Source organism: Rhizobacter fulvus (genome assembly GCF_964020785.1).
Genome location: NZ_OZ224516.1, coordinates 5,512,445 through 5,537,762, shown reverse-complemented (window position 1 = coordinate 5,537,762; position 25,318 = coordinate 5,512,445). Strand labels below are relative to the sequence as shown.

Genomic DNA, 25,318 nt, shown 5'->3' with positions numbered 1-25,318 from the left:
CGGCCTGGTGGCCGTGTGGGGGAAACCGAAAACAGCGGCAACGCGAGTTGGCGTGCTGCGGCAGTATGCGCCATCAGATCTGCGGCTGGCGCGGGAGCGAGATCGTGAACACGCAGCCCGTGCCCGGCAGGCCGGTCACGTGCGAACCGTGGGGCGGCCCGGCCGGTGTGTTCGTTACCGAACATACAAACCGTCCGGCGCGCCTACACTTCAAACGTCCCGCCACTCAGGAGCCGCGCATCGGTGCTCTGCCAGACCCTCGAAAGAACCAGTTGCTCGCGGCGCTGCCGCCCGAAGAGTGGCAGCGCTGGGAATCGCGGCTGGAGGCCGTGGACATGCCGCTGGGCACTGTCCTGTACGAGCCCGGCATCACGCTGAGCCACGTCTACTTCCCCACCACCGCGATCGTCTCGTTGCTCTACGTGATGGAGAACGGCGCGTCGGCCGAGATCGCCGTGGTCGGGCGGGAGGGCGTCGTCGGCATCTCGATCTTCATGGGCGGCGGCTCGACGCCGAGCCGCGCCGTGGTGCAGAGCGCGGGCAAGGGCTACCGGATCTCCGCGAACTTCATCAAGGACGAGTTCGCCCGCACGCCGGTGCTGCATCTGCTGCTGCGCTACACGCAGGCGCTGATCACGCAGATGGCCCAGACGGCGGTGTGCAACCGCCACCATTCGCTCGACCAGCAGCTGTGCCGCTGGCTGCTGCTGAGCCTGGACCGGCTCCAGGGCCATGAACTGGTGATGACGCAGGAGCTGATCGCCAACATGCTCGGCGTGCGCCGCGAGGGCGTGACCGAGGCGGCGCTGAAGCTGCAGTCGGCCGGGATGATCCGCTATGCCCGCGGGCGGATCACGGTGCTGGACCGGCAGGCGCTCGAAGCGCGCACCTGCGAGTGCTACGCCGTCGTCAAGAAGGAATACGACCGGCTGCTTCCGGCGGTGACGGCCGCCTGACGCCCGATGCCAGCCAGCGCTGTGTGCGCTGGCAGACGGTGATCGCCCCGCGTCCGACCCAGACTGGGCGGTTCGCAGGGCTCCCGCCCAGCATCCACTTCGGCATGTGCAGCGTGCAGCATGCGACGTTCAGGAGTTGCATTGACCGCTGCCGAGAATCGCCTGATCGAACTGCTGCCGCCCCGCGACCGGGAGCGCCTGCTGGCCAGTTGCGAACCGTTCGCGCTCCGGCTGGGCGACGTGATCTACGAGCCCGGGATGGTCACGACCCACGCCTACTTCCCGGTCGAGAGCTTCATTTCGCTGGTCACCGTCATCGACGGCTCGCCGGGGCTGGAGGTCGGCATGGTCGGGCGCGAGGGCATGCTCGGCTGCAATCTCGCGCTCGACGTCGCCACGACGCCGTTCCGGGCGCTGGTGCAGGGGACCGGCCTGGCGCGGCGCATCGGCATGAAGGCGTTCCGGGCCGAACTGGCGCGCAGCGCGGTGCTGCAGCGCACGGTCGGCCGCTACGTGCATGTGCTGATGGCACAGATCGCGGATTCGTCGGCGTGCCTGCACTATCACCGGATCAGCCCCCGGCTGGCACGCTGGCTGCTGATGAGCCAGGACCGGGCACACGCCAGCGCGTTCCACGTCACCCACGAGTTCCTCGCGCTGATGCTGGGCGTGCGCCGCGTCGGCGTCACGACTGCGGCGGTCGCGCTGCAGCGCGCGGGGCTGATCGACTACCGGCGCGGCGAAATGAGCGTGCTCGACCGCGCCGGGCTGGTCGAGGTCGCCTGCGGTTGCTACCGGGCCCAGCAGGGCAACTACGAAACCCTGCTCGGCCACGCGCCGGTCGCCGTGCCTTGAGAATCGGGGTCGTGGCTCCACTTGGCAGCCATGGACTCGAAACCCCTGAACATCGCGTGTGCCCACTGCCTGGCGACCAACCGGGTGCCGGCGGACCGGCTCGGTGACGACCCCGTCTGCGGCCGCTGCGGCCTGGCGCTGCTCGACGGCCGCCCGGTCACGCTGACCGACGCGACCTTCGACCGCTTCACGCAACACACCGATCTGCCCGTGCTCGTCGACTTCTGGGCGCCGTGGTGCGGCCCGTGCGTCGGCATGGCCCCGCATTTCGACCAGGCCGCGCGCCAGCTGAAAGGCCATGCGCTGCTCGCGAAGGTCGACAGTGACGACAATCCGGCGACGTCGGCGCGTTTCGGCATCCGCAGCATCCCGACGCTGGTGCGGCTGGCGGGCGGCCGCGAGACCTCGCGCCGGACCGGCGCCCTGCAGGCTGCCCAGATCGTCGCGCTGGTACGCTGACGCCCGTTGACTTCAACGTTGTAAGGAAGGACGACCCATGCCCGACTACCGCAAGACCCCCGAGGCGATCGCCGCGCTGACGCCGGAGCAGTTCCGCGTCACGCAGCAGAACGCGACCGAGCGCCCCGGCACCGGCGAGTACCTCGACAATCATGAGCCCGGCATCTATGTCGACATCGTGTCCGGCGAACCGCTGTTCGCCTCGAGCGACAAGTTCGAGTCCGGCTGCGGCTGGCCGAGCTTCACCAAGCCGATCGTCCCGGCCCACATCAACGAACTGCGCGACACGGCGTACGGCATGGTGCGCACCGAGGTGCGCTCCGTGCACGGCGACAGCCACCTCGGCCACGTGTTCCCGGACGGCCCCGCCGACCGAGGCGGTCTGCGCTACTGCATCAACTCGGCCTCGTTGCGCTTCGTGCCGCGCGACGAGATGGAAGCCGCGGGCTATGGCGCCTTTCTGGACCAGGTGGAGGAGGTGAGATGAGTCAAGAGCGTGCGGTACTCGCCGGCGGTTGTTTCTGGGGCATGCAGGACCTGATCCGCCGCTACCAGGGCGTGATCTCGACGCGCGTGGGCTACTCGGGCGGCGACGTGCCGAACGCCACCTATCGGAACCACGGCACCCATGCCGAGGCGATCGAGATCGTCTTCGATCCGGCGCAGCTGAGCTTTCGCCAACTGCTCGAGTTCTTCTTTCAAATCCATGACCCGACGACGCCGAACCGCCAGGGCAACGACCGCGGCCTGAGCTACCGCTCGGCGATCTTCTACACCAGCGACGAGCAGAAGCGCGTCGCGCTCGACACCATCGCCGACGTCGAGGCCTCGGGCCTGTGGCCCGGCAAGGTCGTGACCGAGCTCGCGCCCGCCGGGCCGTTCTGGCAGGCCGAGCCGGAGCACCAGGACTACCTGGAGCGCATCCCGAACGGCTACACCTGCCACTTCATCCGGCCCGACTGGAAACTGCCCGCGCGCCAGCGCTGACGGCGTCGAACGGGTGAAAGTCGCCGCCTCGAAGGCGGCGCTTTCCTACAGGCGTCGCGCGCCCGCCTGCCCGAGACTGGGCAGGAACCGGAGCGACGCCATGAACCTTTATTTCTTGCCCAAGCCTCCGCCGCCCGATCCCGGCTGGCTGCGCAGTTTCACCGTTCACCTCGTCGAGCTCGCACCCAAGCTCGATGTCGTGACCGCGATGACCTTCGCGCGGCATGCGTTCGACGCGATGTTCCTGCTGCCGCCGAGCGAGGCGGCCGAGATCTGGGACGAGACGATGACCTGTCGCATCGTCAGCTGGCGCAGCTTGCACTGAGATGGTCGCGACCGCGCTGGCGAACCCCGATCGCGTGGTTCACCCGGCGGTGTCCGCGCCAGGCCCGGCCGTGTTCCACGACGCACGCGGCAGCGCCCGCACGGCGGGCCACGACACCACGACCAAGCTGAACATCGCCCGCGGGCTGGCGCGCCTGATCGGGGTCGAGCTGGCGCTGGACAGCGACGCGCGAACCGTGATGGCGCCATCGCTGGTGGTGCCGTCCGACACCATCACGAGCCTCGCCGAAGCGCGCCGGCTCGGCATCGGCGACGCGTCGCAGCTGTTCGGCGGCGTGGTGCCGCATGCCTGCATCGCGACCAAGGTCATCAGCCACCCGCTGCCGCATGTCGGCGCCGCCGCGCCGCCCGGCTGGTGCGCGGCGTTCGGCGAGCGCGTCCGCGACGTGGTGCTGGAGGGCTGGACCGCGTTCTCGCTCGCCGACGCGCAGCGCGCCGGCGAGGCCTTGCTGGCCGGTGGCGCGGTGCGCGTGAAGTCGCCCACCGGTGTCGGCGGGGCGGGGCAGCACGTCGTGCGCGACGCGGCGTCCCTGCGCGTGTGCCTGGACGGCATCGGTGCCGAGGCGATCGCCGAGGAAGGCATCGTGCTCGAACGCAACCTCGCGCAGGTGATCACGCACAGCGTCGGCCAGGTGCAGGTGGGCTCGCACGTCGCGAGCTACGTCGGCACGCAGCGGCTGGTGTGCAACCACCACGGGCACGAGGTCTACGGCGGCTCCGACCTGTGGGTCGTGCGCGGCGGCTTCGACGAGCTGGCGGCGCAGCCGTTCGCCGTCGCGCAGCGCCGGGCGATCGCGCAGGCGCTCGCGTTCCACCGCGCCGCGCTCGACTGCTTCGACGGCATGCTCGCGACGCGCAGCAACTACGACGTGGCCGAGGGCGTGGACGAGGCCGGCATGCCCCGCATGGGTGTGCTCGAGCAATCGTGGCGAATCGGCGGTGCGTCGGGCGCGGAATTGCTTGCGCTTCAGGCATTCGCGGATGATCCGGGCCTCGACTGCGTTTCGGCCTCCACGCACGAGATCTACGGCGAAGCGCCGGCACTGCCCGCCGGCGCGTTCGTCAGCTTCGACGGGATGGACGATGCCGGCACGGGCCGCCTGCTGAAGTACGCGGTGGTGGCGCGCGATGACCAACTCGCATGACGAGGCCGTCGAGATCCGTGTCGACGACGACGCGATCTCCGGCACCTTCGTCACGCCGGGCACGCTGGTGCCGGGCGTCCTGTTCGTGCACGGCTGGGGCGGCAGCCAGCAGCAGTACCTCGCGCGGGCCCGCGAAGTGGCGGCGCTGGGCTGCGTCTGCCTGACCTTCGACCTGCGCGGCCATGCGCAGACGCGCGGCCAGTACGAGACCGTGACGCGCGAACAGAACCTGCGCGACGTGCTCGCCGCCTACGACACGCTGATCTCGCGCCGCCATGTCGATCCGGGCAGCGTCGCGGTGATCGGCAGCAGCTATGGCGGCTACCTCGGCTCGGTGCTGACCTCGATGCGGCAGGTCAAGTGGCTCGCGCTGCGCGCGCCGGCGCTCTACATCGACACCGATTGGGACAGCCCCAAGTTGCGGTTGCACCAGCAGCAGGATCTGAAAGGCTACCGGCGCAGCGTCGTGCCGGCGACCGACAACCGCGCACTGCGCGCCTGCCGCGAGTTCGGCGGCGACGTGCTGCTGATCGAATCCGAGCACGACGCGATCATCCCGCAGGCCGTTCTCACCAGCTACCGCGCGGCCTGCACGCATGCGCGCTCGCTGACCTATCGTTGCCTGCACGGCGCCGACCACGGCCTGACCGCCGACGCGGACCAGCGCGCGTACACGCAGCTGCTGGTGTCGTGGCTGGGCGAGATGGTGTCGGGGGCGCGCGCCCCGCTGGCGGCGTCGCGCGGTCGCGAAAGCGGCGCCGATGCGGCCGGGCCGGAGACGCCGCCAGGCGCCGAGTAGCGCGGGCCGGCGCCGCCCGACTCAGCTGTTGTCGAGCGCGGGCGCCTGCGACAGATCGGCGTCGACGTTCATCAGCACGCTGGCGAGTTCCAACGTCTTCCAAAGATGCGCGGGCATCTGCAGGATCGCGTCCGGCGTGCGCGCGCTGGCCACCCAGGCGCGGATCTCGGCGTGCTGAGGCGCGGTGAGCAAGGCCCGGTGCCGCATCTCGTCGAGGGTGTTCATCGTGCGCTCAGGCGGCCGGGGCGGGGGACGCGCGCAGTTCGCGCAGGCGGGCGGCCGCTTCCTTCTTGCCCATCGAACGCAGCGAGGCGATGGCCGCGAGGTGGGACGCACGCGGGCGTGCCGTGCCGGCCTCCCAGTTGTAGACCGACTGGCCCGACGCGCCGACCAGCAGCCCGCAGTCGGCTGCCGACAAGGCCAGCCGCTTGCGCTGCGAGGCCAGGCCCTTGGCGCTGAAGCGCGTCGGCTTGACGGCCGCGTCGCGCGCCGCTGGCACTGCCTTGCCGACGGCTCGGGTCAGTCCCTTGACCTCGCGTTCGAGGTCTTGTGCGCGCCGTTTCAACGCGGCGATTTCCGCGCGGTGGGCGGCCGAGGCCTTTTTCAGCGCTGCGAGTTCGTTGCGGATCTCCTTGCGGGCCACGCGAACGATTTCATCCTTGAAGACGGAAGCGATATTTGGCATCTGGGGATTGTGCAACGAAGCCGTCAGCGGTAGGCGTTCCAAATTGGCGAGTGTGCGTCGCCTGCTACAACGGCGCCAGGATGCCGGTCGACGTGGCCTCGGCGGCGAGTTGGCCGGTGGCGTTGTAGAGCGCCGCCTCCATGAACGCGATGCGCTTGCCGCGCCGGATCACCCGGCCCTCGACCGTGCCCTCGCCCGGACCGACCTTCTCGTAGAAGCTCACCTTGATCTCGAGGCTGAAGACGGTCTGCGTGTGGCCGGTGTCGTGGATCACCGCGTGGGCCATCGCGGCGTCGAGCCAGGCGGTGATGAAACCGCCCTGCGCGATCGTGCCGTTGGTGTGGCAATACTCGCGCCGGACCGTGAACGCGGCGCTCGCGACCTTGCGTTGCGCGTCCCAGCCGGTCACGCGGAAGTTGCCCATCGACTCGCTCAGGGCCTGGCCGGAGCGGATGCGCGCATCCAGGTCGTCGTCCATCGATTCGCCTCGGTGGTGAAGAAGATGACGATTCTCGGTCAGGTCGACGGCCGGGCCGGCGCTTGGCCACAATACGGCGCGGCCGCCGGCTGCCCACACCACCCACGGAGACCCATCCCGCATGTTCTCGCACATCATGATCGGCACCAACGACCTCGACCGGGCCAAGTCCTTCTACGACCCACTGCTGGGCACGCTCGGCGTGCCGCCCGGCTTCGTCGACCGGCATCGCATCTTCTGGCGCTCGCCCACCGGCGTGTTCGCGGTCAGCCGCGCGATCAACGGTGAACCGGCGTGTCCGGCCAACGGCGGCACGATCGGCTTTGCGTGCCAGTCGCCGGAGCAGGTCGACGGTTGGCACGCGGCCGGCCTGGCCGCCGGCGGCACGACCTGCGAAGAGCCGCCCGGCGTGCGCGAGGGCGTCGGCGGCCGGCTCTACCTGGCCTACCTGCGCGATCCGGACGGCAACAAGCTCTGCGCGATGCACCGCCTGCCGAAGGCCTGATGCCGCCGCGTCAGATCGACGCGGCGGCCGCCGCTGTCGGCACGCCGCAGCGCCACCACCGCGGCAGCAGGTGCTGTACCTCGGGCCGGCGGTAGCGGTCGTCGATCAGCAGCACGCAGCCCTCGTCGGTCGGCGTGCGGATCACCCGGCCCGCCGCCTGGATCACCTTGCGCAGGCCCGGCAGCAGGTAGACGTAGTCGAAGCCGGCGCCGAACGTGGCCTGCATCGTGCGGCGCATCTGCTCGTTGACCGGGTTGAACTGCGGCAGGCCGAGCGTCGCGATGAAGGCACCGACCAGCCGTGTGCCGGGCAGGTCGATGCCCTCGCCGAACGAGCCGCCGAGCACCGCGAAGCCCACGCCGTGGCCGTCCTCGACAAAGCGCGCGAGAAAGGCGGCCCGGTCGGCCCCCGACATCGCACGCGTCTGGCGCCAGGCCGGCACGTCCGGGTGTTGCGCGACGAAGGCATCGAACGCGCGGTCGAGGTAATCCAGGCTGCTGAAGAACGCCAGGTAGTTGCCGGGCCGTGCGGCGACCCGGGTGCCGATCAGCGCGGCGATCGGGCCGACCGACGCATCGCGCGCGGCGTAGCGCGTCGAGATCGCATCGATGATCTCGACCGACAGCTGCGCGGAACGGTAGGGCGGCTCGATCGTCAGGCACGCGGTGTCGTCCGGCAGGCCCAGCACGTCGGCATAGAACCGGTGCGGCGACAGCGTCGCCGAGAACAGCACCGTGGCGTGCGCGGTCTCGAACCGCGCCTTGAGGAATGCAGCCGGCACGACATTGCGCAGGCACAGGACCGCGTCGACCCGGCCGCGGCCCGCCGACGCCGGCCGCGTCAGGTCCACGATCGAGTGCGCGCCGAAGCTCTCCGCCAGCCGCACGACGCGCAGGGCGTCGAAGTACAACGCCATCAGGTCGGGTGCCAGCGGCAGGCCGCCGGCGGTGTGCTCGCCGATCGCCGCGGTCGCCTGGCGCAGCGCGGCGAGCAGCGGCTCCGGCGGGCGCGGCAGCACCTCGTAGGCGTCGGCGGCCGGCGCAGGGGATGCCGGGTCGGACGCGGGCCAGGAACGCCGCACGCGCCGCAGCGCGGTCGCCAGCGGCGGCGGCGCGGCCCGCACCGCGGCGCGCACGGCCGCGAGCGACAGCGCCGCGCTGTACATCGATCTTGCCCGGTCGAGCAGGTTGTGCGCCTCGTCGACCAGCAGCGTGACGCGCCACTGGTTCGCGAGCGTCAGGCCGTGCAGCAGCGCCGACGCGTCGAAGTAGTAGTGGTAGTCGGCGACCACCACGTCGGCCCAGCGCGCCAGCTCCTGCGCCAGGTAGTACGGGCAGACGCGGTGGGCCGCGGCGATGCCGCGCACCGCCTCGCGGAACCAGCGCGGCGTCGCGATGGCCGCCTGCCGCGCAGCGGGCAGGCGGTCGTAGAAGCCGCGGGCCAGCGGGCACGACTCGCCGTGGCACGCCAGGTCGGGGTGCTCGCAGGCAGTGTCGCGGGCGACCAGCTGCAGCACGCGCAGCGACCCGGGCGGTGATTCGTCGCCCTCGGGCCACGCGCCGAGCTGCGCGAGCGCGTCGAACGCCGGCGCGTGACCGGAGTTCTTCGCGCTCAGGAAGAACAGGCGGTCCAGGCCGCGGTCGGGCAGGGACTTGAGCGCGCCGAAGAGCGTCGCGATCGTCTTGCCGATGCCGGTCGGGGCTTCGGCGAGCAGGCAGCGCCCGCGGCGCGCCGCGAGGAAGCTGTGCTCGGCCAGCCCGCGCTGCCCGGCGCGGTAGTCGGCATGCGGAAACGCGAGCGCACGCAACTGGTCATCGCGTGCGGCGCGGTGCTGCAGTTCGCGCTGCGACCAGGCGATGAAGCGCTCGCAAAGCGCCGCGCCCACCGTGCGAAGTTCGTCCGCGCTGCAGGCTTCGCTCGACACCGTCTCGGCCTGCGTGACCACATCGAAGTAGACCAGCGAGACCGTCAGCGCCGGTCGCTCGAACTGCGCGCACACAAGCCAGCCGTAGACCTTGGCCTGCGCCCAGTGGAGCGCGCGGTGGTTGGCGGGGATCGCGGCCACATCGCCCTTGTGCGTCTTGACTTCCTCGAGCACATCGCGCGCCGGGTCGAAGCCGTCAATACGTCCACGCACGGTGAGCGGGCCGTACGTGCCGCTGACGGGGACTTCGCTGCGGTGCGATTCGGGCCGGCGCCCGGCGACGGTGCGATGACCGGCCATGCCTTCCTGGGCGGTCGGCGAGGGCGTGAAGCGCAGGTCCAGATCGCCCTGCTTGGCGGCGAACTCGCAGAGTTCGCGCACGCCTATCGTGTATCGGGGGAGGGGGAATGAAGACATGGCAGACCGCAAGGGTCCGCCATGCTACTGTGGATTCGTACAGTCAATAACGGACGCGGCGCGCCGGCCGCATGATGGCCATCAGCACGGCGCCCACGCCGGCGGCGGCCAGCAGCGCCCGCACGGGCTGCTGCTGCGTGTACTCGATCAGCGAATCCAGGGGTGCCGACGCGTTGTTCAGCGCCGGAGACAGCTTGCCGCGCACCGTCTCGACCTTGTCGGAGACGCTGTCGAGCGCTGCATTGGTCGCCGCCTTGGTGGCATCTACTGCGCGCGTGGCGGAGTCGGCGGCCTTGTCGACGAGGTTGGCGGCATTGGTGCCGGGCGTGGCGGATGTCGTTTCGATCATGGTCTCGGCTCCTGGTGAATGACAGTCCTGACGGTAGGCAATCGCCGCGCCCGGGGGCAGCGGACAATCAGTGGCAAGCGCGTAGTACGCGTCCTACTGCCATGCGTTCGATCAGTGCCGGATGCGCCGACCGCTCTCGGTGATCCACTGGCGCGCGACCTTGCTCGGGTTGTCGTGCCGGCGCGCCGCCCACCGCTCGCCGGCCACCGCGCGGGCGCGCTTGTGCGACACGGCGGGCTCGGCATACACCATCACTTCGTTGGCGAAGAATGCGATCCACTCGTTCTTGGTCATGAGCAAGTGCCTCCTTTCGGCCGAAATCGTAGTGATGGGAAACATGCGCGCTTGTCGGACGCCGACCCTCGCGGTTGGAGGAATTCGGCGATCCGCGAACGCGGCGGACGCTTAGGCTAAGGTGCCGGCGTGCGCATCGCCACCTGGAATATCAACAACATCGCGACTCGGCTGCCGCTGCTGCTGGCCTGGCTGGAGACGACGCGGCCCGACGTCGTCGCGCTGCAGGAACTCAAGCTGACGACCGCGCGCTTCCCCGCCGCCGAACTCGAGGCTGCCGGCTACGGCGCGCTGGTCGTCGGGCAGGCGACCTGGAACGGTGTGGCCATCCTCGCGCGCGGCGCGGAGCCGGTGCCGGTCCGCCGGGCGCTGCCGGGGGATGCGGACGACCGGCAGGCGCGCTACGTCGAGGCGGCCGTGGCGGGCGTGATCGTCGGCTGCCTCTACCTGCCCAACGGCAACCCGGCGCCCGGCGCCAAGCTCGACTACAAGCTGGCGTGGTTCGAGCGCCTGTTGCTGCACGCGGCGCAGCTGTGGGAGAGCGGGCACCCCGTGGTGCTGGCCGGGGACTTCAACCTTGTCCCGACGGACCAGCCGGCGGACATCTATTCGCCCGCGAGCTGGCGTGACAACGCACTGCTGCACCCGGTGGCGCGCGCGGCCTGGCGACGCCTGCTCGCGCAGGGCTGGGTCGATGCGCTCGGCGCGTCACATGACGGCCCGCCGCGATACACGTTCTGGGACTATCGCCGCAACCGCTGGCCACGCAACGCGGGCCTGCGCATCGATCACCTGCTGCTGAGCCGCAGCGTGCAGCCCCGGTTGGCGGCCTGCGGTGTCGATGTCGCGGTGCGCGGCATCGAAGGCGCCAGCGACCATGCGCCGGCGTGGATCGAGCTCAATCCTTGAGATCGGCGGGTACCTTGCCGCCGTTCGCGGCCACCTTGTTCATCACCTGGCGGTGCAGCCAGATGTTCATTGCGGCCGAGTCGTTCATGTCGCCGGTGTAGTGCAGTTCCTGCGCGAGTTCCTTGCGCGCCGCCAGCGAGCTGTCGAGCCCGAGCAGCTTCATCAGGTCGACGATCGACGTCCGCCAGTTCAGCTTCTCGCCCGCGTTCTGCGCCATGCCGTTCAGCATCTGCTCGACGTCGACCTCGGTCATCGGCTTCGCTGCGGGCGCGGCGGCAGCCGTCGTGCCGGCGGTGCCGGTCGGCGGCGCAGTGCCGGCGCCCGGTGGTGTCGAGGGCGCCTGCGCCGTGGTTGTCGTGCCGGCATTGGCCGCGCCGGTGTGCGACGGGAAGATCTTGGCGAGGATGTTGCTGAGAATGCCCATGGAGTTTCCTTGTGAATGCGGAAGTCGCCATGTTCCGCGGTGCGCGCGCGGGCGCGCACGCAGACGCTGGCCCGCACGCTTGTAGGAGCGCGCGCCTGCCGCGTCGCCGGCCGCTTCCGCGGAGCCTCAACGCCGCAGCAACTGCCCCGCGGCCTCGCCGGCCGGCTGCAGCGGCCCGAGCGGATTGACCTGGCGCTCGACCCGGTCCCCGTGCGGCTCGCCGCCGTAGCTGCGGAACAGCACGACCTCGTCGCGCACCGCCACCAGGCCGTTGAAGTGCCAGCTGGTCACCCGCGCGGTGCGACGGAAATTCAGGAAGTCGAGGAGAAAGTTGCCTTCCCGCCGCGACTCCTCGCGTCCAAACCGGAACTCATAGGCCTGGCACGCCTGGCGCGCCAGCAGGCACTCGCGGATACCCGGATCGAGCGCCTCGAACGGGACGCCGGGGTCCGGCGACAGGCGCGCAGTGAGCTGCGGGTACGGGATCACCGTGACGTTCGCGCTCGCCGCGGGATCGAAGCCGAGCGCACGCATCTGCGCGACCGTGGTCACGTGGCCGAGGATGCGGTCGAATGCGGCCGCAGCGGCCGCGTAGCTGTCGAACGGCGAGCGGGCTTCGTTGTCGGCGCGCGGCAGCATGCCGGCACAGCCGGCGGTCAACATCGCGGCGAGCAGCGACGCGAGCGCGGCGCGGCGCGTGGCGAAGTGGCGTGACGGACGGCGAAACATGCTGCGGCTCTCCCCGGAGCGCGCGGGCCCCTGCTCGACGCACCGACCTTATCGAGCACCGACTCGCCCGGGCTTGACCCAGCGCAAGACCGGCAAGCCGGCCGCTCGCCACACTGGAGTCGCGCCGGACGCTGTCGGGCGGAAGAAAGCAGCGCACGTGTACGAATCCATCCTGGTGGCGGTCGATGGCAGCAATGCGGCCGAGCGCGCGCTGACCGAAGCGATCGCGCTCGCGCGCGGACTCGGCTCGGCGCTGCGGCTGCTGCACGTGGCCGATGCGCGCGTGCCGGATGGGTCGCTCGTCTACGCGCCGCCGGCGCAATTGGCAGAGGACTTTCGGGTCGACACCGAGGCCGTGCTGCCGCGAGCGGTCGAGCGGGCGCTGGCCGGCGGCGTGAAGGCGGAGGGCATCGTGCGGCGCGACACCAATCGGCGTGTGGCCGAGCAGATTCTCGACGAGGCGTCGCGCGCGCGCTCCGGCCTGATCGTGATGGGCACGCATGGCCGCACGGGCCTCGCCCGGGTGGCCCTGGGCAGCGACGCGGAAGCGGTGCTGCGCGAAGCGCCCGTGCCGGTGCTGCTGGTCCGCACGGCCGCGGCGACCGGGCCGGGCTGACCACCCGCCAGCGATCACCTCTCCATCGAACAGGACCTTCCATGCCCTCCCTCACCCCCACCGAGCTGAACCAGATCCGCGACCAGCTGAACCGGCGCCTGCAGGCGCTGCGCAGGGAAGTTCATGCCGCGCATCTGGCGCGGCAGGCGGCCGACCTGCCCGACACGCGCGAGGTCGGCGACCGCAAGGACGAAGCCGCCCGCCACCAGTTCAACGACCTGGACGATGCCCAGGAACAACGTGACCTGGATGAGCTGGCCGGCGTAATGGCCGCGCTGCAACGGCTGGACGCCGGCTCCTACGGCGAGTGTCTGGACTGCGGCGAGTCGATCCCGGCGCCGCGTCTGCGAGTCCAGCCCGCCGCCCCGCGCTGCGCGCCGTGCCAGGCCGCGCACGAGGCGGCGGCGGAACGGGCGCACTGATCAGCCTTCGGCCTGGCCGGGTTCGCAGGTTCCGGAATCGAGGGTGATCGCGCGGACCCGCGCGCGTTTCAAGCAATGCTGCGCAGCAGCAGCGCCTGGAGCGCGAACTTGCGCGCGTCGCTGCCGTCGCCGAGCAGTGCCGCCACCTGCGCCACGGGGTGCGCCGGATCCTCGAGGCCGCCCAGGATCGGGATGCCGGCCACCGCCCCCAGGCGCTCCATCAGGCGCGGCTCGATGTCCAGGCACACCACCGCGCTGTACAGCCGGCCCAGCATCTGCGCGGTCAGCTCGACGGTGTGCGGGTCGCTGTGTTCGCTCAAGTGGGGGCGGATGTGCGCGACACGCGCGCCGAGTTCGGTGGCGGCGTGGTCGATCATCGCCACGTCGACGCGATCGTCCTCTTCGGCGGCACACAGCACCGCAAGGATCCGCCCCTTGAGCGATGGTCGCGGCGCGCCCGCGCGTTCGGCGGCCTGCAGCGCACGTGCCGCCGCGCCGAGGGCCGCGAGCGGCTCGGAGGCGAGCGGTTCGGCCACGGCCGGACGAGCGGGGACGGGGGACGGTTTCATCGACGGCGGTCAGCGGCTTGCATGCGTCGGTCGCAGCCTATCGGGGTCGCCGGCCGGGCCTTTGACGCGGGTCAAGGTTCGCAGTGCAACCGGCCGCGGACACACGCCGGATACAGAGCATTCACACACCGTTTCGCGCCGACTCGTGCGGTTCTCACGGCGCTGCCGGCGGCTGCCTAGGATCCACCGCAAGCCACGAAACGACCGACCCGAGGAACCCGCCATGCTCCAGACCACGTTCGCCACCCCCAGCGCCACCGTCCATCTGCCCCGCGCCGCGATGACGCGCTCCGCCGACGCGATCGAGACCGCCCGCCGCGACGACGAGGCCGGCCGGCGCATGATTGCCGCGCTGGGGCAACTGAACACCGCGCTGGCGCCCCAGCGCCGCGTCGTGCATGCCGGCGACGTGATCTACCAGGCGGGCGAGCGCTTCGGCAACCTCTACGTGCTGAACGCCGGCTTCATCAAGATCGTCAACCTCACGTCGGACGGCCGCGAGCAGGTGGTCGGGCTCAAGTTCCGCGGCGACTGGCTGGGCTTCGACGGCATCGCCAACGGCCAATACTCGTGCGACGCGGTCGCGATGGACACCGGCGAGGTCTGGACGATCCGCTATGACGCGCTGCTGGCCGCGTGCGTGCAGCAGCCCGCGCTGCTCAACGTGCTGCACGAGGCGATGAGCCGCGAGATCGCCCAGGACCGCAACTCGCTGATGTCGGTGTGCACGCTGCCGGCCGACGCGCGCGTCGCCGAGTTCCTGCACTATTGGGCCGGCTCGCTGGCCCGCCGCGGTCTGCGCGCCGACCAGATCACGCTGCGCATGACGCGCGCCGAGATCGGCAACTACCTCGGCATGACGCTCGAGACCGTGAGCCGCGCGCTGTCGAAGCTGGCGCGCGGGCAGGTCATCGCGTTCCCGGAAAAGGGCCGCCGCGACATCCGCATCCCCGACATCCGCGCGCTGTCCGCGTTCGTGCAGCAGTCACTCGCGCCCGAAGCGGCGACGATGCTGCAGTGAACGGTCAGCCGCCGGACGCCTGACGCGCGCCCAGCGCGGCGCCGATTGCCTGCGCCAGTTCCTCGCGCGAGCACGGCTTGCGCAGCAGTTCCCAGCTGGCCGGCGAGGCGCTGTCGGCCTCGAGCAGTTCGGCGGAGAAGCCGGACATCAGCAGCACCGCGAGCGACGGCTTGCGCTGTTCCGCCCGCGCCGCCAACTCGGTGCCGCGCATTCCGGTGCCGAGCGCGATGTCGCTCAGCAGCAGGTCGATGCCTGCGCCCGCGTGCAACACCGCGAGCGCGTCCTCGGCGTTCGAGGTCGCCGACACGCGGCAGCCGAGCGTTTCCAGGAAGGTGCGGACGATCGTGCGCACCTCCTCGTCGTCCTCGACCAGCAGCACGCGCAGCCCCGGCGGCACCGCATGGCCAATGGCGGACGCCGCGGCTGGCGCGACCGCGACCTCGCGCGGCTCCGGGATGTAGAGCGTCAGCGTGGTGCCCGCGCCCGGGGCGCTGTCGATCGTGATCGCGCCGTTCGATTGCTTGACGAAGCCGTAGACGGTGCTCAGGCCCAGGCCGGTGCCGCGGCCGACGTCCTTGGTCGTGAAGAACGGCTCGAACGCGCGCTCCTTGACGTCGTCCGTCATGCCGCTGCCGCTGTCCGAGATCGCGATCGCGACGAATTGCGCGGGCGGCGGCGACGGATCGTCGAGCTCGGCGCGCAACTCCGCCGGCAGCGCCGCGCAGGTGCCGGCGCGAAACCGCAGCAGGCCGCCATCGGGCATCGCGTCGCGCGCATTGATCGCGATGTTCAGCAGCGCGGACTCCAGCTGCGAGGGATCGGCCAGCACGGTCGGCTGCGGCGACTGCAGCTCCACCTCGATGCGGATGCGCTGGTCCAGCGTGCGCCGCAGCATGTCGGCGAGTGATTGCAGCATCGCGCCGACGTCGACCTGCACCGGCTGCAGCACCTGCCGGCGCGAGAAGGCCAGCAACTCGCCGGTGAGGTCGGCGCCGCGCCGGCTGGCGCGGGCCGCCGCGGCGACCAGCTGCTTGCGATACGCGTCGTCGGCGTTCGAGGGCAGCTCGTCCAGCACCTGCAGGTTGCCCTGGATCACCGTCAGCAGGTTGTTGAAGTCGTGGGCGATGCCGCCGGTCAGCTGGCCCACGCTCTCGAGCCGCTGCGCATGGTTCAGCGCCTCTTCCGACTGGGCCCGTTGCAGGCTGGTCGCGAGCAGGCTGGCCATGGATTCCAGAAAGCGCAGCTCGTCCTCGCCGAACGCGCGGACCGTGCGCGAGCGCACCGTCAGCGCGCCGATGGTCCGGCCGCGATCCGAGATCGGCACCGCCAGCGCGCTGCGCAGGCCGGCCTCGAGGAATGCGGGCGGCACCACGAACCGCTGCTCGCTGGCGTAGTCGGGCACCAGCAGCGGCTGGCGCATCGACAGCACCAACCCGGGGGACGAATCCGGCAGATAAGGGATGCGCGTGCCGACCTCTTCGCCGGGCACGGGGCCGACGCCGCTGGCGACGCGCAGGCCGGCGCGGTCCGGTTCGAGCAGGAACACCCGCGCGACCTCGACCTCGAGCGCCGCCGCCGCAATGTGCGGCACCTGGTCCAGAACCACCTGCGGGTCGCGGGCGTCGACCGCCATCCGACCCAGGTTCGCCAGATGCTCGCTGTAGCGCGCCCGCTGCAGCGCCTGCTTGACGCGCGGGTACGCGCCGATGCCGCGGATCGACGCGACGACCAGCGGCAACCCGTGGTCCTGCATCGGGCTCAGCGCGATCTCGACCATCACCTCGGAGCCGTCCTTGCGCTTGGCGACCAGCTCCATCTGCGTGCCCATCGGACGGGCGCGCGGTGCCCGTGAATAGCCCTCGCGGTATTCGGCGTGGCGCGGCCGGATCGCGTCGGGCACGAGCGCGTCGACGCTCAGGGCGATCAGCTCGTCCGGCGCGTAGCCGAGCAGGGTGCTCGCCGACGGGTTGGCCATCACGATGCGGCCGCTCTGGTCGACCAGCAGCATCGCATCCGGATAGGCGAAGAACAGCGAGCGGAAGACCGTCCGCTCGTCGATGCTGGCCGGCAGGGCGGACGGCGTCGGCGGAGGCGCGGCGGGCTCGGTCATGGGTTCAACCGGTGGTCACCGGCGCGACGAGGATGTAGCCGGCGCCCCGGACCGACTTGATGATCTTCGGGTTGTCCGCGTCGTCGCCGAGCTTCTTGCGCAGCCGGCCGACCTGAACGTCCACCGTGCGGTCGAACGGGCCGGCTTCGCGGCGGTGGGTCTGCTCCAGCAGCTGGTCGCGCGAGAGCACGCGGCCCGGCTGCCTGGCGAACGCGCAGAGCAGATCGAACTCGCCGGTCGTCAGCGCCACGTCGTCGCCCCGCGGATCGAGCAGCTGGCGGGCATCCAGGTCGAGCTGCCAGCCGGCGAACTGCAGCACGTTCGCCGGGCCCGGGCCGCTGACCAGGGCGGGCGCGTTCGGCTCCGCCGGCGCCAGGCGGCGCAGCACGGCCTTGATGCGGGCGGCCAGCTCGCGCAGGTCGAACGGCTTGGTCACGTAGTCGTCGGCGCCCATCTCGAGGCCGACGACCTTGTCGACCGCGTCGCCGCGGCCGGTGATGATCACCAGCCCGCAGCGCCAGTGCTCGCGCAGCTGGCGGGCGATCGAGAAGCCGTCCTCGCCGGGCAGGCCGAGGTCGAGCAGCACCAGCGCGGGCGGGTCGGCCGGCATCAGCGCGGCCAGCGCGCGCCCGTCGTGCAATTGCGTGATGCGGTAGCCGTGGCCCTGCAGGTACCCCGCCAGCAGCTGGGTGATTTCGACTTCGTCGTCGAGGATGGCGATGTGGACGGCGCTCATGGGTTCTCGGTGGAGCACAAGCAACGCGGGCGAGCGTAACAGCATTGACGGGGGTCAAGCGGGCAGCGGCGGCGGCGGCCGACACTGCGTCACCCATGGACGCACGCATCGCCGATCCCGCCGCCGGGCTCAGTGAAAACGAGGCCGCGCAACGCCTGCTGCGCTGTGGGCCGAACCGGCTGCCGGCGCCGCAGCATCGCTCGCCCTTTGCGGTGGCCCGTGCGGTCGCGCTGCAACCGATGCTGCTGCTGCTGCTCGCCTGCACCGCGCTCTACGCGATGCTCGGCAACAGCTTCGACGCCGTCGCGCTCGGGCTGTCGGTGATCGGCGTCGCGACGATCTCGGTCTACCAGGAACTGCGCACCCAGCGCGTGCTGGAGGCGCTGCGCGACCTGTCCAGCCCGCGCAGCACGGTCGTGCGCGACGGGCTGGTCCGGCGCATTCCGAGTCAGGAGCTGGTCCCCGGCGACCGCCTCGTCGTGCAGGAGGGCGACCGGCTCGCGTGCGACGCGCAGCTCGTCGTGTCGCACGCGCTGCAGGTCGACGAGTCGCTGCTGACCGGCGAATCAGCGCCGGTCGCCAAGGACGCCGGCGGGTCCGATGCGGCGTCGGTCCGCCTGCAGGCGGGCACGCTGGTCGTGCAGGGCGACGGCACGGCGATCGTCACCGAGACGGGGGCGCGCACCACGCTCGGGAAGATCGGCGGTTCGCTGGCCGCGCTGGCGCCGCGCCCGAGCCGGCTGCACGCCGAGCTGACGCGGTTGGTGCGCGGCGTCGCGCTGATCGCACTGGTCACCTGCGTGATCGCGGCCACCGTGTTCGCGTGGCGCGACCAGTCGTGGACGGCCGGGCTGCTGGTCGGGTTGACGCTGGCGATGTCGATCGTGCCGGAGGAGTTCGCGGTCGTCTGGACCGTGATGCTCGCGATCGGCGCGTGGCGGCTCGCACAGGTGCGGGTGCTGACGCGCCAGCCGCAGGCGATCGAGACGCTCGGCACGATCACGGTGCTGTGCGTCGACAAGACCGGCACGCTGACCTGCAACCGCATGGAGGTGACGGCGCTGCACGACGGCGCCGACAGCGATGCCGACGGCGCGAACCCGGCGAACTTCGACGCGTTCGAGCCGCTGCTGCGTGCCGCCGCGCTGGCGAGCGTCAGGGAGGGCATCGAACCGATGGACCAGGCGATCTTCCGCCTGGCGAAGGGCGACCCGTACGACGGCATCGACAGCCTGGCGCAGCGCGAGGGCGTGGCACCGGGGCGGCCGTTCATGCGCCAGGCCTGGCGTCTGGCGGGTGGCGAGCGCGTGCTGGTGGCGATGAAGGGCGCGCCCGAGGCGGTGCTGGCGCGCTGCAACGACAGCCCCGAGCGCCTGCAGCGCCTGGCGGCACAGGCCCAGGCCTGGGCCACGCACGGCCTGCGGGTCATTGCCGTGGCGCGCGTGTATGGCGCGGTCGGCTCACCGCTGCCCGACACCGGCTACGAGGCCATCGGCCTGGTCGCGTTCCAGGACCCGCTGCGCGGCGACGTGCCGCAGGCGCTTCAGGCGTGCCGCCACGCGGGCGTGCGGGTGGTCATGATCACCGGCGACGCGGCTGCGACGGCGCTCGCGATCGCGCGCCAGGCGGGGTTGCTGGCGGCCGACGCTACCGAAGCCGGGACGGTGCTGACCGGTGCGCAGCTCGACGCGATGAGCGAGGCGCAGCTCGAGGCCGCGATCGGCCGCGTCGCGGTGTTCGCGCGTGTCGCGCCGGCGCAAAAGCTGCGCATCGTGCAGGCGCTGCAGCGGCGCGGCGAGGTCGTCGCGATGACCGGCGACGGCGTCAACGACGGCCCGGCATTGCGGGCCGCCGACGTGGGTGTCGCGATGGGCCAGCGCGGCACCGATGTCGCCCGCGAGGCGGCGGCGATCGTGCTGATGGACGATCGCTTCGGCTCGCTGGTCGACGCCGTGCGCGCCGGGCGGCGCATCTTCGCCAACCTGCAGAAGGCCGTGGGCTATCTGTTCGCGGTCCACGTGCCGATCGTCGGGCTCGCGCTGCTGCCGCTGCTCGGCGGGCCGGTGCTGCTGCTGCCGATCCATGTGGTGCTGCTGGAGCTGATCATCGACCCGGCGTGTTCGCTCGTGTTCGAGGCTGAACCGCTGCACGTCGACGGCATGAACGTGCCGCCGCGGCCGGCCGATGCGCCACTGTTCAGTCCGCGCGCGGTCGCCCGCGCGCTGGCGGTCGGTGGCGTCGCGCTCGCCGCCGTCGTGGCGGTGCAGTGGCTGGGGCATGCGGCGGCCTGGGACGATGCGTCGTTGCGGCTGGCCGCGCTGGGGACCCTCGTGGCCGGCAATGTCGCGATGCTGGAATGGTTCCGCACCGGGCTGCGCACCGGGCGGAGCGCGAACAGCGTCTTCGATGCGCTGGTGCTGGGCGTGTGTGCCGCGAGCTTCGTCGTGCTGCAGGTGCCGCCGCTGGCCGGCGCGTTCGGGTTGCCCACCGCGCTCGATGTGCGTTCGACGGTGGCGCTGCTGGCCTTGCCGGCAGGTTGGGCGCTGTGGCGGCTGGCGCTGGTGGTCGGCCGGCGGCGCTTGGCCTGACCGTTCGCGCCGCGCTCAGCCCAGCCACTGGTGCAGCGCCGCCAGCGCCGCCCGCGCCAGCAGCGCGGCGAAGTCGTGCCGCGCGATCGAGCGGCGCGCGATGAAAGACGGCAGCCACGCCGCCCGCCCCAGCATCCACTCAAGCGTCAACAGCAGCAGCGGCAGGCCGAGCACGGCCGATGTGCCGGGCAGTGCCGGGATCACGTTCGGCAGCGCGAACACCAGCACCAGCGCGACGACCGCGCCGTGCGGCCCGCCCGCGCTGAACACGTCGCTCACGGAGATGCGTTCGCGCCGCGGGTCGTCGGCCAGCGCCGCCAGGTGGCGCAGGAAGGGAGATTCGCGGGTCACTCGTTCATCCATCGGCCCCAGCCTACACGCCCGCGGCGCGCCGGCGAGCAGGCCACGCGCTGCGTTGACGCGCATCAAGGGGCACGCCGGCGCGCCTGCCTATCGTGGTCCGATCCACTCGATCGCGGAGGTCGCATGCGACTCACCTTCCTCGGTGCCACCGGCACCGTGACCGGCTCCAAGTACCTGCTCGAGCATGGCGGCCGGCGCCTTCTGGTGGACGCTGGCCTGTACCAGGGGCTGAAGCAGTTGCGGCTGCGCAACTGGGACGCGTTCGTGGTCGAGCCGTCGCAGATCGACGCGATCGTGCTCACCCATGCCCACCTCGACCACAGCGGCTTCCTGCCGCGGCTGGTGCAGCGCGGCTTCCGCGGTCGCGTCTACGCCACCGCACCGACGCGCGAACTGTGCGGGCTGATGCTGCCCGATTCCGGCCGCCTGCTCGAGGAGGAGGCCGACTACGCCAACCGGCACGGCTTCTCGAAGCATCACCCGGCGCTGCCGCTCTACACGGAGCAGGACGCGCGCGACGCGCTGCACCGCTTCACGCCGACGGCGGTGAGCGACGCCTTCGAGCCGATTCCCGGCGTGCGCGTGCTGTTCCGGCGCGCCGGACACCTGCTCGGTGCGGTCAGCGCGCGGGTCGAGTGGGATGGTGGTTCGCTGCTGTTCTCGGGCGACCTGGGCCGCGGCGACGACCTGCTGATGCGCCCGCCGGAGCTGCCCGACGCCGCCGACACGGTGATCGTCGAATCGACCTACGGCGACCGGGTGCACGCGCAAGTGGACCCCCTGGCCGAGCTGGCCGCGGTCATCAACCGCACCGCGGCGCGAGGCGGCGTGGTGGTGATCCCGTCGTTCGCGGTCGGCCGCGCGCAGGCGCTGATGTACTGCCTGCACCTGCTGCGCGAGCAGCGCCGCATCCCCGACCTGCCCGCGTTCCTGAACAGCCCGATGGCCGCCGACGCGACCCGCATCTACCGCAGCCATGCGGCGGAGCACCGGCTGACGCCGGAACAGTGCGAGTCGATCGGTCGGGAGGTCCGCATCGTCAGCAGCATCGAGGAATCGAAGCGGCTCAACGAGATGCGCTACCCGGCCATCATCATCTCCGCCAGTGGCATGGCCTCGGGCGGGCGGGTGCTGCACCACCTCAAGGCGTTCGCGCCGGACCACCGCAACAGCATCGTGTTCGCCGGGTACCAGGCGGCCGGCACGCGCGGGGCGGCGATCGTCGGCGGCGCGCCCTCGGTCAAAATCCACGGCCAGCAGGTGCCGATCCGTGCCGAGGTCGCGCAGCTCGATTCGATGTCGGCCCACGCGGACCGCAACGAACTGCTGGCGTGGATCGCGGCGCTGCCCGCGGCGCCGAAGCGCGTGTTCGTGACCCACGGCGAGCCGGTCGGCGCGGACTCGCTGCGCCAGGCGATCGAGGAGCGGCACCGCTGGCCGTGCTCGGTACCGGAGTACCGCGACATGCTCGAGCTGTGAGGCGTCAGGGCGGCGCGGTGGGCCGGGGCGCAGCGGGCTCCGTGCGCGCGGCATGGCGCAGCGCGTTGAGATCCTGGCGGATCGCGTGCAGCTCGCGGTGCAGCTCGTGCAGCAGTTCATGCTCGATGCGCCGTTCCTCGGTCTGGACCCACAGCGCCGCGATCGACGCCGTCACCAGCGACAACACCGCGAAGCCGAGCAGCACCACGAACACCGCGAAGATCTTGGCCGCCGGGGTGCTCGGCACGATGTCGCCGTAGCCCACGGTCGCGGCGGTGGTGAAGGCCAGCCACAGGCCGTCGCCGAACGTCAGCACCTTCGGCTCCAGCCACCAGAAGCCCAGCCCGCACAGGGCCAGCACGCTGATGCCCAGGGCCAGCAACGGCGGCAGGTTGCCGCGCCACGGTGCCGGCAGCACCGGCTCGGCGAGCCGCAGCACGATCAGCGCGGCCGTGCCCAGGCGCACGACGAGCAGATCGGCGTCGCCGCCGCCGGGCAGCACGCCGGACAGGAACAGCCCGGCGGCGAGCACGAGGCCGAGCTGATCGGTGGTGCGGGTCGGCGCGCCCGGCGCCTGCTCCCCGGGGTGCGCCTCGCGCCGACGCCGCGCGAACGCCCGGGCCGCGACGAGGGTCGCGCCGCCCGCGAGCAGGTACAGCAAGCTGCTGACGCTGCGATGGATCGACAGCAGCGCCAGGTAGAAGGCCGGGATGGTCGCGAGCAGCGCAACCCATTCGATCCGCTTGGCCCGGCCGATCGGGGGCAGGCGAAGCACGTCAGTGCGCCATCAGCACTGGCAGCGTCATGGTGCGCAGTACCGTGCGCGAGGCGCCACCCAGCACCAGCTCGCGGGCGCGGCTGTGGCCGTAGCAGCCCATCACCAGCAGATCGGCGCCGACATCGGCCGCGAGCGACAGCAGGGCATCGCCCGCCGGGCCGGCGGAGCTCAGCGGGTGGTGCTGGATCGGCGCATGCACGTCATGCCGGCGAAGGTAGGCCTCCAGCGAATCGGCGTGCGCGCGCTCGGTGCCGGGCTCGTCGGCGAGCGCCAGGTGGATCTGGTGGGCGCGCTGCAGCAACGGGATCGCGGCCGACACGGCATGGGCCGATTCGCGGGTCGACTTCCAGGCGATCAGCACCTGCCCGCCGACCGGTTCGCGGACGTCGATGAACGGCACGATCAGCGCCGGCCGCCCGCTCGCGAGCAGCACCGACGGCACGAAGTCGGCCGACACGCCGCTGGTCATCGGGTCGGACGGGTCGAACTGGCCAAGCACCATCAGGTCGGACCACAGCGCCTGCGTGGCGAAGCCGGGGATTAGCGGTTCGGCTTCGAGCTCGCGCCAGGCCACCGGCGCGGCGTCGCTGACCGACGCGCGGTCGAACCGTTCGCGGGCGGCATCGCGGTAGTCGATGTCCAGCTGCTGCAGCATCGCCATCAGATCGCCGGGACCGGCGTCGAGCACATAAGGTGCGCTCACGGCGCTGGGCGTGCTCGCATACAGCGCGGTGACGCTGGCGCCGTGCCGCGCCCCGAGTTCGCGGGCCAGGAGCAGGCGTCGCGTGCTGCGCGGCGACGGATCCAGGTGCACGAGGATCGAGCGCAGCGTGCTCATGGCGTCACGCCGGCAGGCGCCCGCACCAGCAGCACCGGCACGGGTGCGCTGCGCAGCACCTGCTCCGCATCGCTGCCCAGCAGCATCCGGCCGACGCCGCGGCGGCCGTGCGTGCCGATGACGATCAGGTCGGCCCCCCAGGTGGCGGCCTGCTCGGCCACCACCTCGGCCAGGCGCGGCCCCATGCCCTCGACCAGCTCGGTGTCGACCTCGAGGCCGGCGCGCTGGGCCCGGTCGCGCCCGTTGGCCAGGATCGTCCGGCCAGCCTGGCGCATCACCGGCAGCACGTCGGACAGGTAGACGGCCCCCGTCTCGAAGCCGGAGGCGTAGACCAGGTCGTCCACCAGGTGCAGCAGCCGCAGCCGCGCACCGGTCAGTTTGGCGAGCGCGATCGCCTCGTCCAGGCCCCGGGTGGACGTGGGGCTGCCATCGAAGGGCACCAGGATGCGTTGGTACATGACGGACTCCTGTGAGGGTTCGTCGTCACGATAGAGCGCGCCGCGGCGCCCCGACTTGACGGAGCGCAAGCGGCACGCGAGACTGCTACGCGCCCGGGAACAGCCCGCGCAGGTAGCCGATCTGCACCACCAGGTACAGACCCAGGCCGATGCTGAACGCCCCGACGAGCGCCGTCGCCGAACGGTGCAGGCCGACCAGCCGGGTCGCCGACAGGCGCAACGGCATCGCGATGACAACCGACAGCGCCGCCATGCCGAGCAGCGACCCGACCCCGAACACCGCGATGTACCCGAGTCCGAGCGCGACCGAGGGCAGGCCCTGCAGGCTCAACATCACCAGCGCCGCCGAGCCGGCCAGGCCGTGCATCGCGCCGACGGCGAGCGCGCGCACCGGCCAGGCCGCCGTCGCGCCGCCCGGCGTGCGCGCGGCGCGCTCCTGCCGCACGCGGCGCAGCAGGTCGGCACCGAGCAGGACCAGCATCACGCCGACGGCGGTTTCGAGCGCGCGCTCGGTCGACGGCGAGATCGAGTGGCCGAGGACGAACACCGCGCCCCCGAACAGCATCAGCGTCAGCGTGTGGCCGACGCCCCAGGCAGCCCCCTGGCGCAGCGTCTGCGCGAGCGAGGCCTGCCGCGCCGCGAGCGTGGCGACGGCGGCGAGGTGATCGGCCTCGGTCGCGTGCTTCATCCCGAGCAGCAGGCCCAGGGCCAGGATCGACAGTGTCGTCACGGTGGGCCGGGCGGGGCTGGGTCGCGCATGGACGCCACCCTAGCAGACCGCTGCCGAGACGCGGCGGTCGCGGCCGTCGAAATTCAGTCCAGCCGCACCAGCGTGCCGTCGCGCTCGGCGCTTTCCACCTCGACCGTCGGGACGACGACCGACTTCTCGCCGGCCCGGCCCCACACCAGATCGACCATGTCGCCGTCGAGCTCCTCGATCAGGCAGGGGCCGACCGGGATCGTCAGGGCCTGGCCGTCGTGGGCGACGACCCGGAGCGGTCCGGTGACGCGGGCGGAATGGGTCTCGTGCAGCATGGTCTTCGGCCTCGGTTGCGTGAATTTCGAGCCTAGGCAGCGCGG

General features: G+C 71.6%; 32 protein-coding genes. 15 read left to right on the top strand and 17 right to left on the bottom strand.

What is annotated here, in order from left to right:
- The first annotated feature begins 239 nt into the window (after positions 1 to 239).
- The 8 genes from ACWH49_RS26240 (at position 240) to ACWH49_RS26205 (ending at position 5,546) form a co-directional block, all read left to right on the top strand.
- Positions 240 to 956 carry a Crp/Fnr family transcriptional regulator gene (locus ACWH49_RS26240; protein WP_448174401.1) on the top strand — a complete coding sequence of 239 codons (717 nt, stop codon included), beginning with the start codon at positions 240 to 242 and terminating at the stop codon, positions 954 to 956.
- A 141-nt stretch (positions 957 to 1,097) separates the two neighbouring features.
- Complete coding sequence (locus ACWH49_RS26235; RefSeq protein ID WP_448174115.1) at positions 1,098 to 1,811, top strand: Crp/Fnr family transcriptional regulator; 714 nt, start codon at positions 1,098 to 1,100, stop codon at positions 1,809 to 1,811.
- A gap of 30 nt (positions 1,812 to 1,841) precedes the next feature.
- Positions 1,842 to 2,270 carry a thioredoxin TrxC gene (gene trxC, locus ACWH49_RS26230; protein WP_448174114.1) on the top strand — a complete coding sequence of 143 codons (429 nt, stop codon included), beginning with the start codon at positions 1,842 to 1,844 and terminating at the stop codon, positions 2,268 to 2,270.
- 37 nt (positions 2,271 to 2,307) lie between these two features.
- Positions 2,308 to 2,757, top strand: a complete 450-nt coding sequence (gene msrB / locus ACWH49_RS26225) for a peptide-methionine (R)-S-oxide reductase MsrB (RefSeq protein ID WP_448174113.1) — start codon at positions 2,308 to 2,310, stop codon at positions 2,755 to 2,757.
- Positions 2,754 to 3,257: a peptide-methionine (S)-S-oxide reductase MsrA gene (msrA, locus tag ACWH49_RS26220; RefSeq protein WP_056463883.1), complete on the top strand. Its 504-nt coding sequence runs from the start codon at positions 2,754 to 2,756 to the stop codon at positions 3,255 to 3,257. The genes msrB and msrA overlap by 4 nt, the downstream gene beginning before the upstream one ends.
- A gap of 100 nt (positions 3,258 to 3,357) precedes the next feature.
- Positions 3,358 to 3,582 carry a hypothetical protein gene (locus tag ACWH49_RS26215; RefSeq protein ID WP_448174112.1) on the top strand — a complete coding sequence of 75 codons (225 nt, stop codon included), beginning with the start codon at positions 3,358 to 3,360 and terminating at the stop codon, positions 3,580 to 3,582.
- Between the two features lies 1 nt (position 3,583).
- A complete protein-coding gene (locus ACWH49_RS26210) occupies positions 3,584 to 4,747 on the top strand; it encodes a DUF3182 family protein (protein WP_448174111.1) in 1,164 nt (387 codons plus the stop codon).
- Entirely contained in the window at positions 4,731 to 5,546 is an 816-nt protein-coding gene (locus tag ACWH49_RS26205; protein WP_448174110.1) for an alpha/beta hydrolase family protein, read from the top strand. Before ACWH49_RS26210 ends, ACWH49_RS26205 begins: the two co-directional genes overlap by 17 nt.
- Positions 5,547 to 5,567: 21 nt before the next feature.
- Here the strand turns inward: ACWH49_RS26205 and ACWH49_RS26200 are convergent, their stop codons facing one another.
- From ACWH49_RS26200 to ACWH49_RS26190, 3 genes are all read right to left on the bottom strand, one after another.
- Positions 5,568 to 5,771, bottom strand: a complete 204-nt coding sequence (locus ACWH49_RS26200; protein ID WP_056463869.1) for a hypothetical protein — start codon at positions 5,769 to 5,771, stop codon at positions 5,568 to 5,570.
- Between the two features lie 7 nt (positions 5,772 to 5,778).
- Positions 5,779 to 6,189, bottom strand: coding sequence for a hypothetical protein (locus ACWH49_RS26195; protein WP_448174109.1), 411 nt, complete (start codon positions 6,187 to 6,189; stop codon positions 5,779 to 5,781).
- Between the two features lie 106 nt (positions 6,190 to 6,295).
- Positions 6,296 to 6,709 carry a PaaI family thioesterase gene (locus ACWH49_RS26190; RefSeq protein WP_448174108.1) on the bottom strand — a complete coding sequence of 138 codons (414 nt, stop codon included), beginning with the start codon at positions 6,707 to 6,709 and terminating at the stop codon, positions 6,296 to 6,298.
- 121 nt (positions 6,710 to 6,830) lie between these two features.
- On the opposite strand from ACWH49_RS26190, the gene ACWH49_RS26185 reads away from it, so the two are divergent.
- Positions 6,831 to 7,214 carry a VOC family protein gene (locus ACWH49_RS26185; protein WP_448174107.1) on the top strand — a complete coding sequence of 128 codons (384 nt, stop codon included), beginning with the start codon at positions 6,831 to 6,833 and terminating at the stop codon, positions 7,212 to 7,214.
- Between the two features lie 10 nt (positions 7,215 to 7,224).
- Here the strand turns inward: ACWH49_RS26185 and ACWH49_RS26180 are convergent, their stop codons facing one another.
- The 3 genes from ACWH49_RS26180 to ACWH49_RS26170 all read right to left on the bottom strand — a co-directional run bounded on the left by ACWH49_RS26180 (position 7,225) and on the right by ACWH49_RS26170 (position 10,198).
- Positions 7,225 to 9,519 (bottom strand): ATP-dependent DNA helicase, encoded by a 2,295-nt coding sequence (locus tag ACWH49_RS26180; protein ID WP_448174106.1) that lies wholly within the window; start codon positions 9,517 to 9,519, stop codon positions 7,225 to 7,227.
- Positions 9,520 to 9,598: 79 nt separating this feature from the next.
- Positions 9,599 to 9,904, bottom strand: a complete 306-nt coding sequence (locus ACWH49_RS26175; protein WP_448174105.1) for a hypothetical protein — start codon at positions 9,902 to 9,904, stop codon at positions 9,599 to 9,601.
- 111 nt (positions 9,905 to 10,015) lie between these two features.
- Positions 10,016 to 10,198, bottom strand: coding sequence for a hypothetical protein (locus ACWH49_RS26170; RefSeq protein ID WP_448174104.1), 183 nt, complete (start codon positions 10,196 to 10,198; stop codon positions 10,016 to 10,018).
- Between the two features lie 129 nt (positions 10,199 to 10,327).
- Here ACWH49_RS26170 and xth point away from each other — a divergent pair, with 129 nt between their 5' ends.
- Positions 10,328 to 11,107: an exodeoxyribonuclease III gene (gene xth, locus ACWH49_RS26165; protein WP_448174103.1), complete on the top strand. Its 780-nt coding sequence runs from the start codon at positions 10,328 to 10,330 to the stop codon at positions 11,105 to 11,107.
- On the opposite strand, the gene ACWH49_RS26160 is transcribed toward xth, so the two are convergent.
- A complete protein-coding gene (locus ACWH49_RS26160; protein WP_448174102.1) occupies positions 11,097 to 11,531 on the bottom strand; it encodes a DUF3597 domain-containing protein in 435 nt (144 codons plus the stop codon). The two genes, xth and ACWH49_RS26160, sit on opposite strands and share 11 nt — an antisense overlap.
- A 126-nt stretch (positions 11,532 to 11,657) precedes the next feature.
- Positions 11,658 to 12,260, bottom strand: a complete 603-nt coding sequence (locus ACWH49_RS26155) for a hypothetical protein (protein ID WP_448174101.1) — start codon at positions 12,258 to 12,260, stop codon at positions 11,658 to 11,660.
- A 73-nt stretch (positions 12,261 to 12,333) separates the two neighbouring features.
- Between ACWH49_RS26155 and ACWH49_RS26150 the strand changes: the two genes are divergently transcribed.
- Entirely contained in the window at positions 12,334 to 12,876 is a 543-nt protein-coding gene (locus ACWH49_RS26150; protein ID WP_448174100.1) for a universal stress protein, read from the top strand.
- Between the two features lie 41 nt (positions 12,877 to 12,917).
- On the top strand, positions 12,918 to 13,298 hold the full coding sequence (locus ACWH49_RS26145; RefSeq protein WP_448174099.1) for a TraR/DksA family transcriptional regulator: 381 nt from the start codon (positions 12,918 to 12,920) through the stop codon (positions 13,296 to 13,298).
- A 68-nt stretch (positions 13,299 to 13,366) separates the two neighbouring features.
- On the opposite strand, the gene ACWH49_RS26140 is transcribed toward ACWH49_RS26145, so the two are convergent.
- Positions 13,367 to 13,867 carry an ornithine carbamoyltransferase gene (locus ACWH49_RS26140; RefSeq protein WP_448174098.1) on the bottom strand — a complete coding sequence of 167 codons (501 nt, stop codon included), beginning with the start codon at positions 13,865 to 13,867 and terminating at the stop codon, positions 13,367 to 13,369.
- Positions 13,868 to 14,090: 223 nt separating this feature from the next.
- On the opposite strand from ACWH49_RS26140, the gene ACWH49_RS26135 reads away from it, so the two are divergent.
- The gene (locus tag ACWH49_RS26135; RefSeq protein WP_448174097.1) at positions 14,091 to 14,888 is read left to right on the top strand and encodes a Crp/Fnr family transcriptional regulator; all 798 of its coding nucleotides are present in this window, start codon (positions 14,091 to 14,093) and stop codon (positions 14,886 to 14,888) included.
- Between the two features lie 4 nt (positions 14,889 to 14,892).
- On the opposite strand, the gene ACWH49_RS26130 is transcribed toward ACWH49_RS26135, so the two are convergent.
- On the bottom strand, positions 14,893 to 16,998 hold the full coding sequence (locus ACWH49_RS26130; RefSeq protein ID WP_448174096.1) for a PAS domain S-box protein: 2,106 nt from the start codon (positions 16,996 to 16,998) through the stop codon (positions 14,893 to 14,895).
- A gap of 4 nt (positions 16,999 to 17,002) precedes the next feature.
- Positions 17,003 to 17,734 (bottom strand): winged helix-turn-helix domain-containing protein, encoded by a 732-nt coding sequence (locus ACWH49_RS26125; protein ID WP_448174095.1) that lies wholly within the window; start codon positions 17,732 to 17,734, stop codon positions 17,003 to 17,005.
- Positions 17,735 to 17,829: 95 nt separating this feature from the next.
- On the opposite strand from ACWH49_RS26125, the gene ACWH49_RS26120 reads away from it, so the two are divergent.
- A complete protein-coding gene (locus ACWH49_RS26120) occupies positions 17,830 to 20,322 on the top strand; it encodes a cation-translocating P-type ATPase (protein ID WP_448174094.1) in 2,493 nt (830 codons plus the stop codon).
- A 15-nt stretch (positions 20,323 to 20,337) separates the two neighbouring features.
- On the opposite strand, the gene ACWH49_RS26115 is transcribed toward ACWH49_RS26120, so the two are convergent.
- Positions 20,338 to 20,673: an exopolysaccharide biosynthesis protein gene (locus tag ACWH49_RS26115; protein ID WP_448174093.1), complete on the bottom strand. Its 336-nt coding sequence runs from the start codon at positions 20,671 to 20,673 to the stop codon at positions 20,338 to 20,340.
- 135 nt (positions 20,674 to 20,808) lie between these two features.
- On the opposite strand from ACWH49_RS26115, the gene ACWH49_RS26110 reads away from it, so the two are divergent.
- Positions 20,809 to 22,164 (top strand): MBL fold metallo-hydrolase, encoded by a 1,356-nt coding sequence (locus tag ACWH49_RS26110; RefSeq protein ID WP_448174092.1) that lies wholly within the window; start codon positions 20,809 to 20,811, stop codon positions 22,162 to 22,164.
- A 4-nt stretch (positions 22,165 to 22,168) separates the two neighbouring features.
- Here ACWH49_RS26110 and ACWH49_RS26105 read toward each other — a convergent pair whose 3' ends face one another.
- The 5 genes from ACWH49_RS26105 to ACWH49_RS26085 all read right to left on the bottom strand — a co-directional run bounded on the left by ACWH49_RS26105 (position 22,169) and on the right by ACWH49_RS26085 (position 25,273).
- Positions 22,169 to 22,939, bottom strand: coding sequence for a potassium channel family protein (locus tag ACWH49_RS26105; protein ID WP_448174091.1), 771 nt, complete (start codon positions 22,937 to 22,939; stop codon positions 22,169 to 22,171).
- A 1-nt stretch (position 22,940) separates the two neighbouring features.
- On the bottom strand, positions 22,941 to 23,780 hold the full coding sequence (locus ACWH49_RS26100) for a universal stress protein (protein ID WP_448174090.1): 840 nt from the start codon (positions 23,778 to 23,780) through the stop codon (positions 22,941 to 22,943).
- Positions 23,777 to 24,238 (bottom strand): universal stress protein, encoded by a 462-nt coding sequence (locus ACWH49_RS26095; RefSeq protein WP_056463809.1) that lies wholly within the window; start codon positions 24,236 to 24,238, stop codon positions 23,777 to 23,779. Before ACWH49_RS26095 ends, ACWH49_RS26100 begins: the two co-directional genes overlap by 4 nt.
- A gap of 85 nt (positions 24,239 to 24,323) precedes the next feature.
- Entirely contained in the window at positions 24,324 to 24,968 is a 645-nt protein-coding gene (locus ACWH49_RS26090; RefSeq protein WP_448174089.1) for an urease accessory protein, read from the bottom strand.
- Between the two features lie 83 nt (positions 24,969 to 25,051).
- Entirely contained in the window at positions 25,052 to 25,273 is a 222-nt protein-coding gene (locus ACWH49_RS26085) for a hypothetical protein (RefSeq protein WP_448174088.1), read from the bottom strand.
- Positions 25,274 to 25,318: the final 45 nt, after the last annotated feature.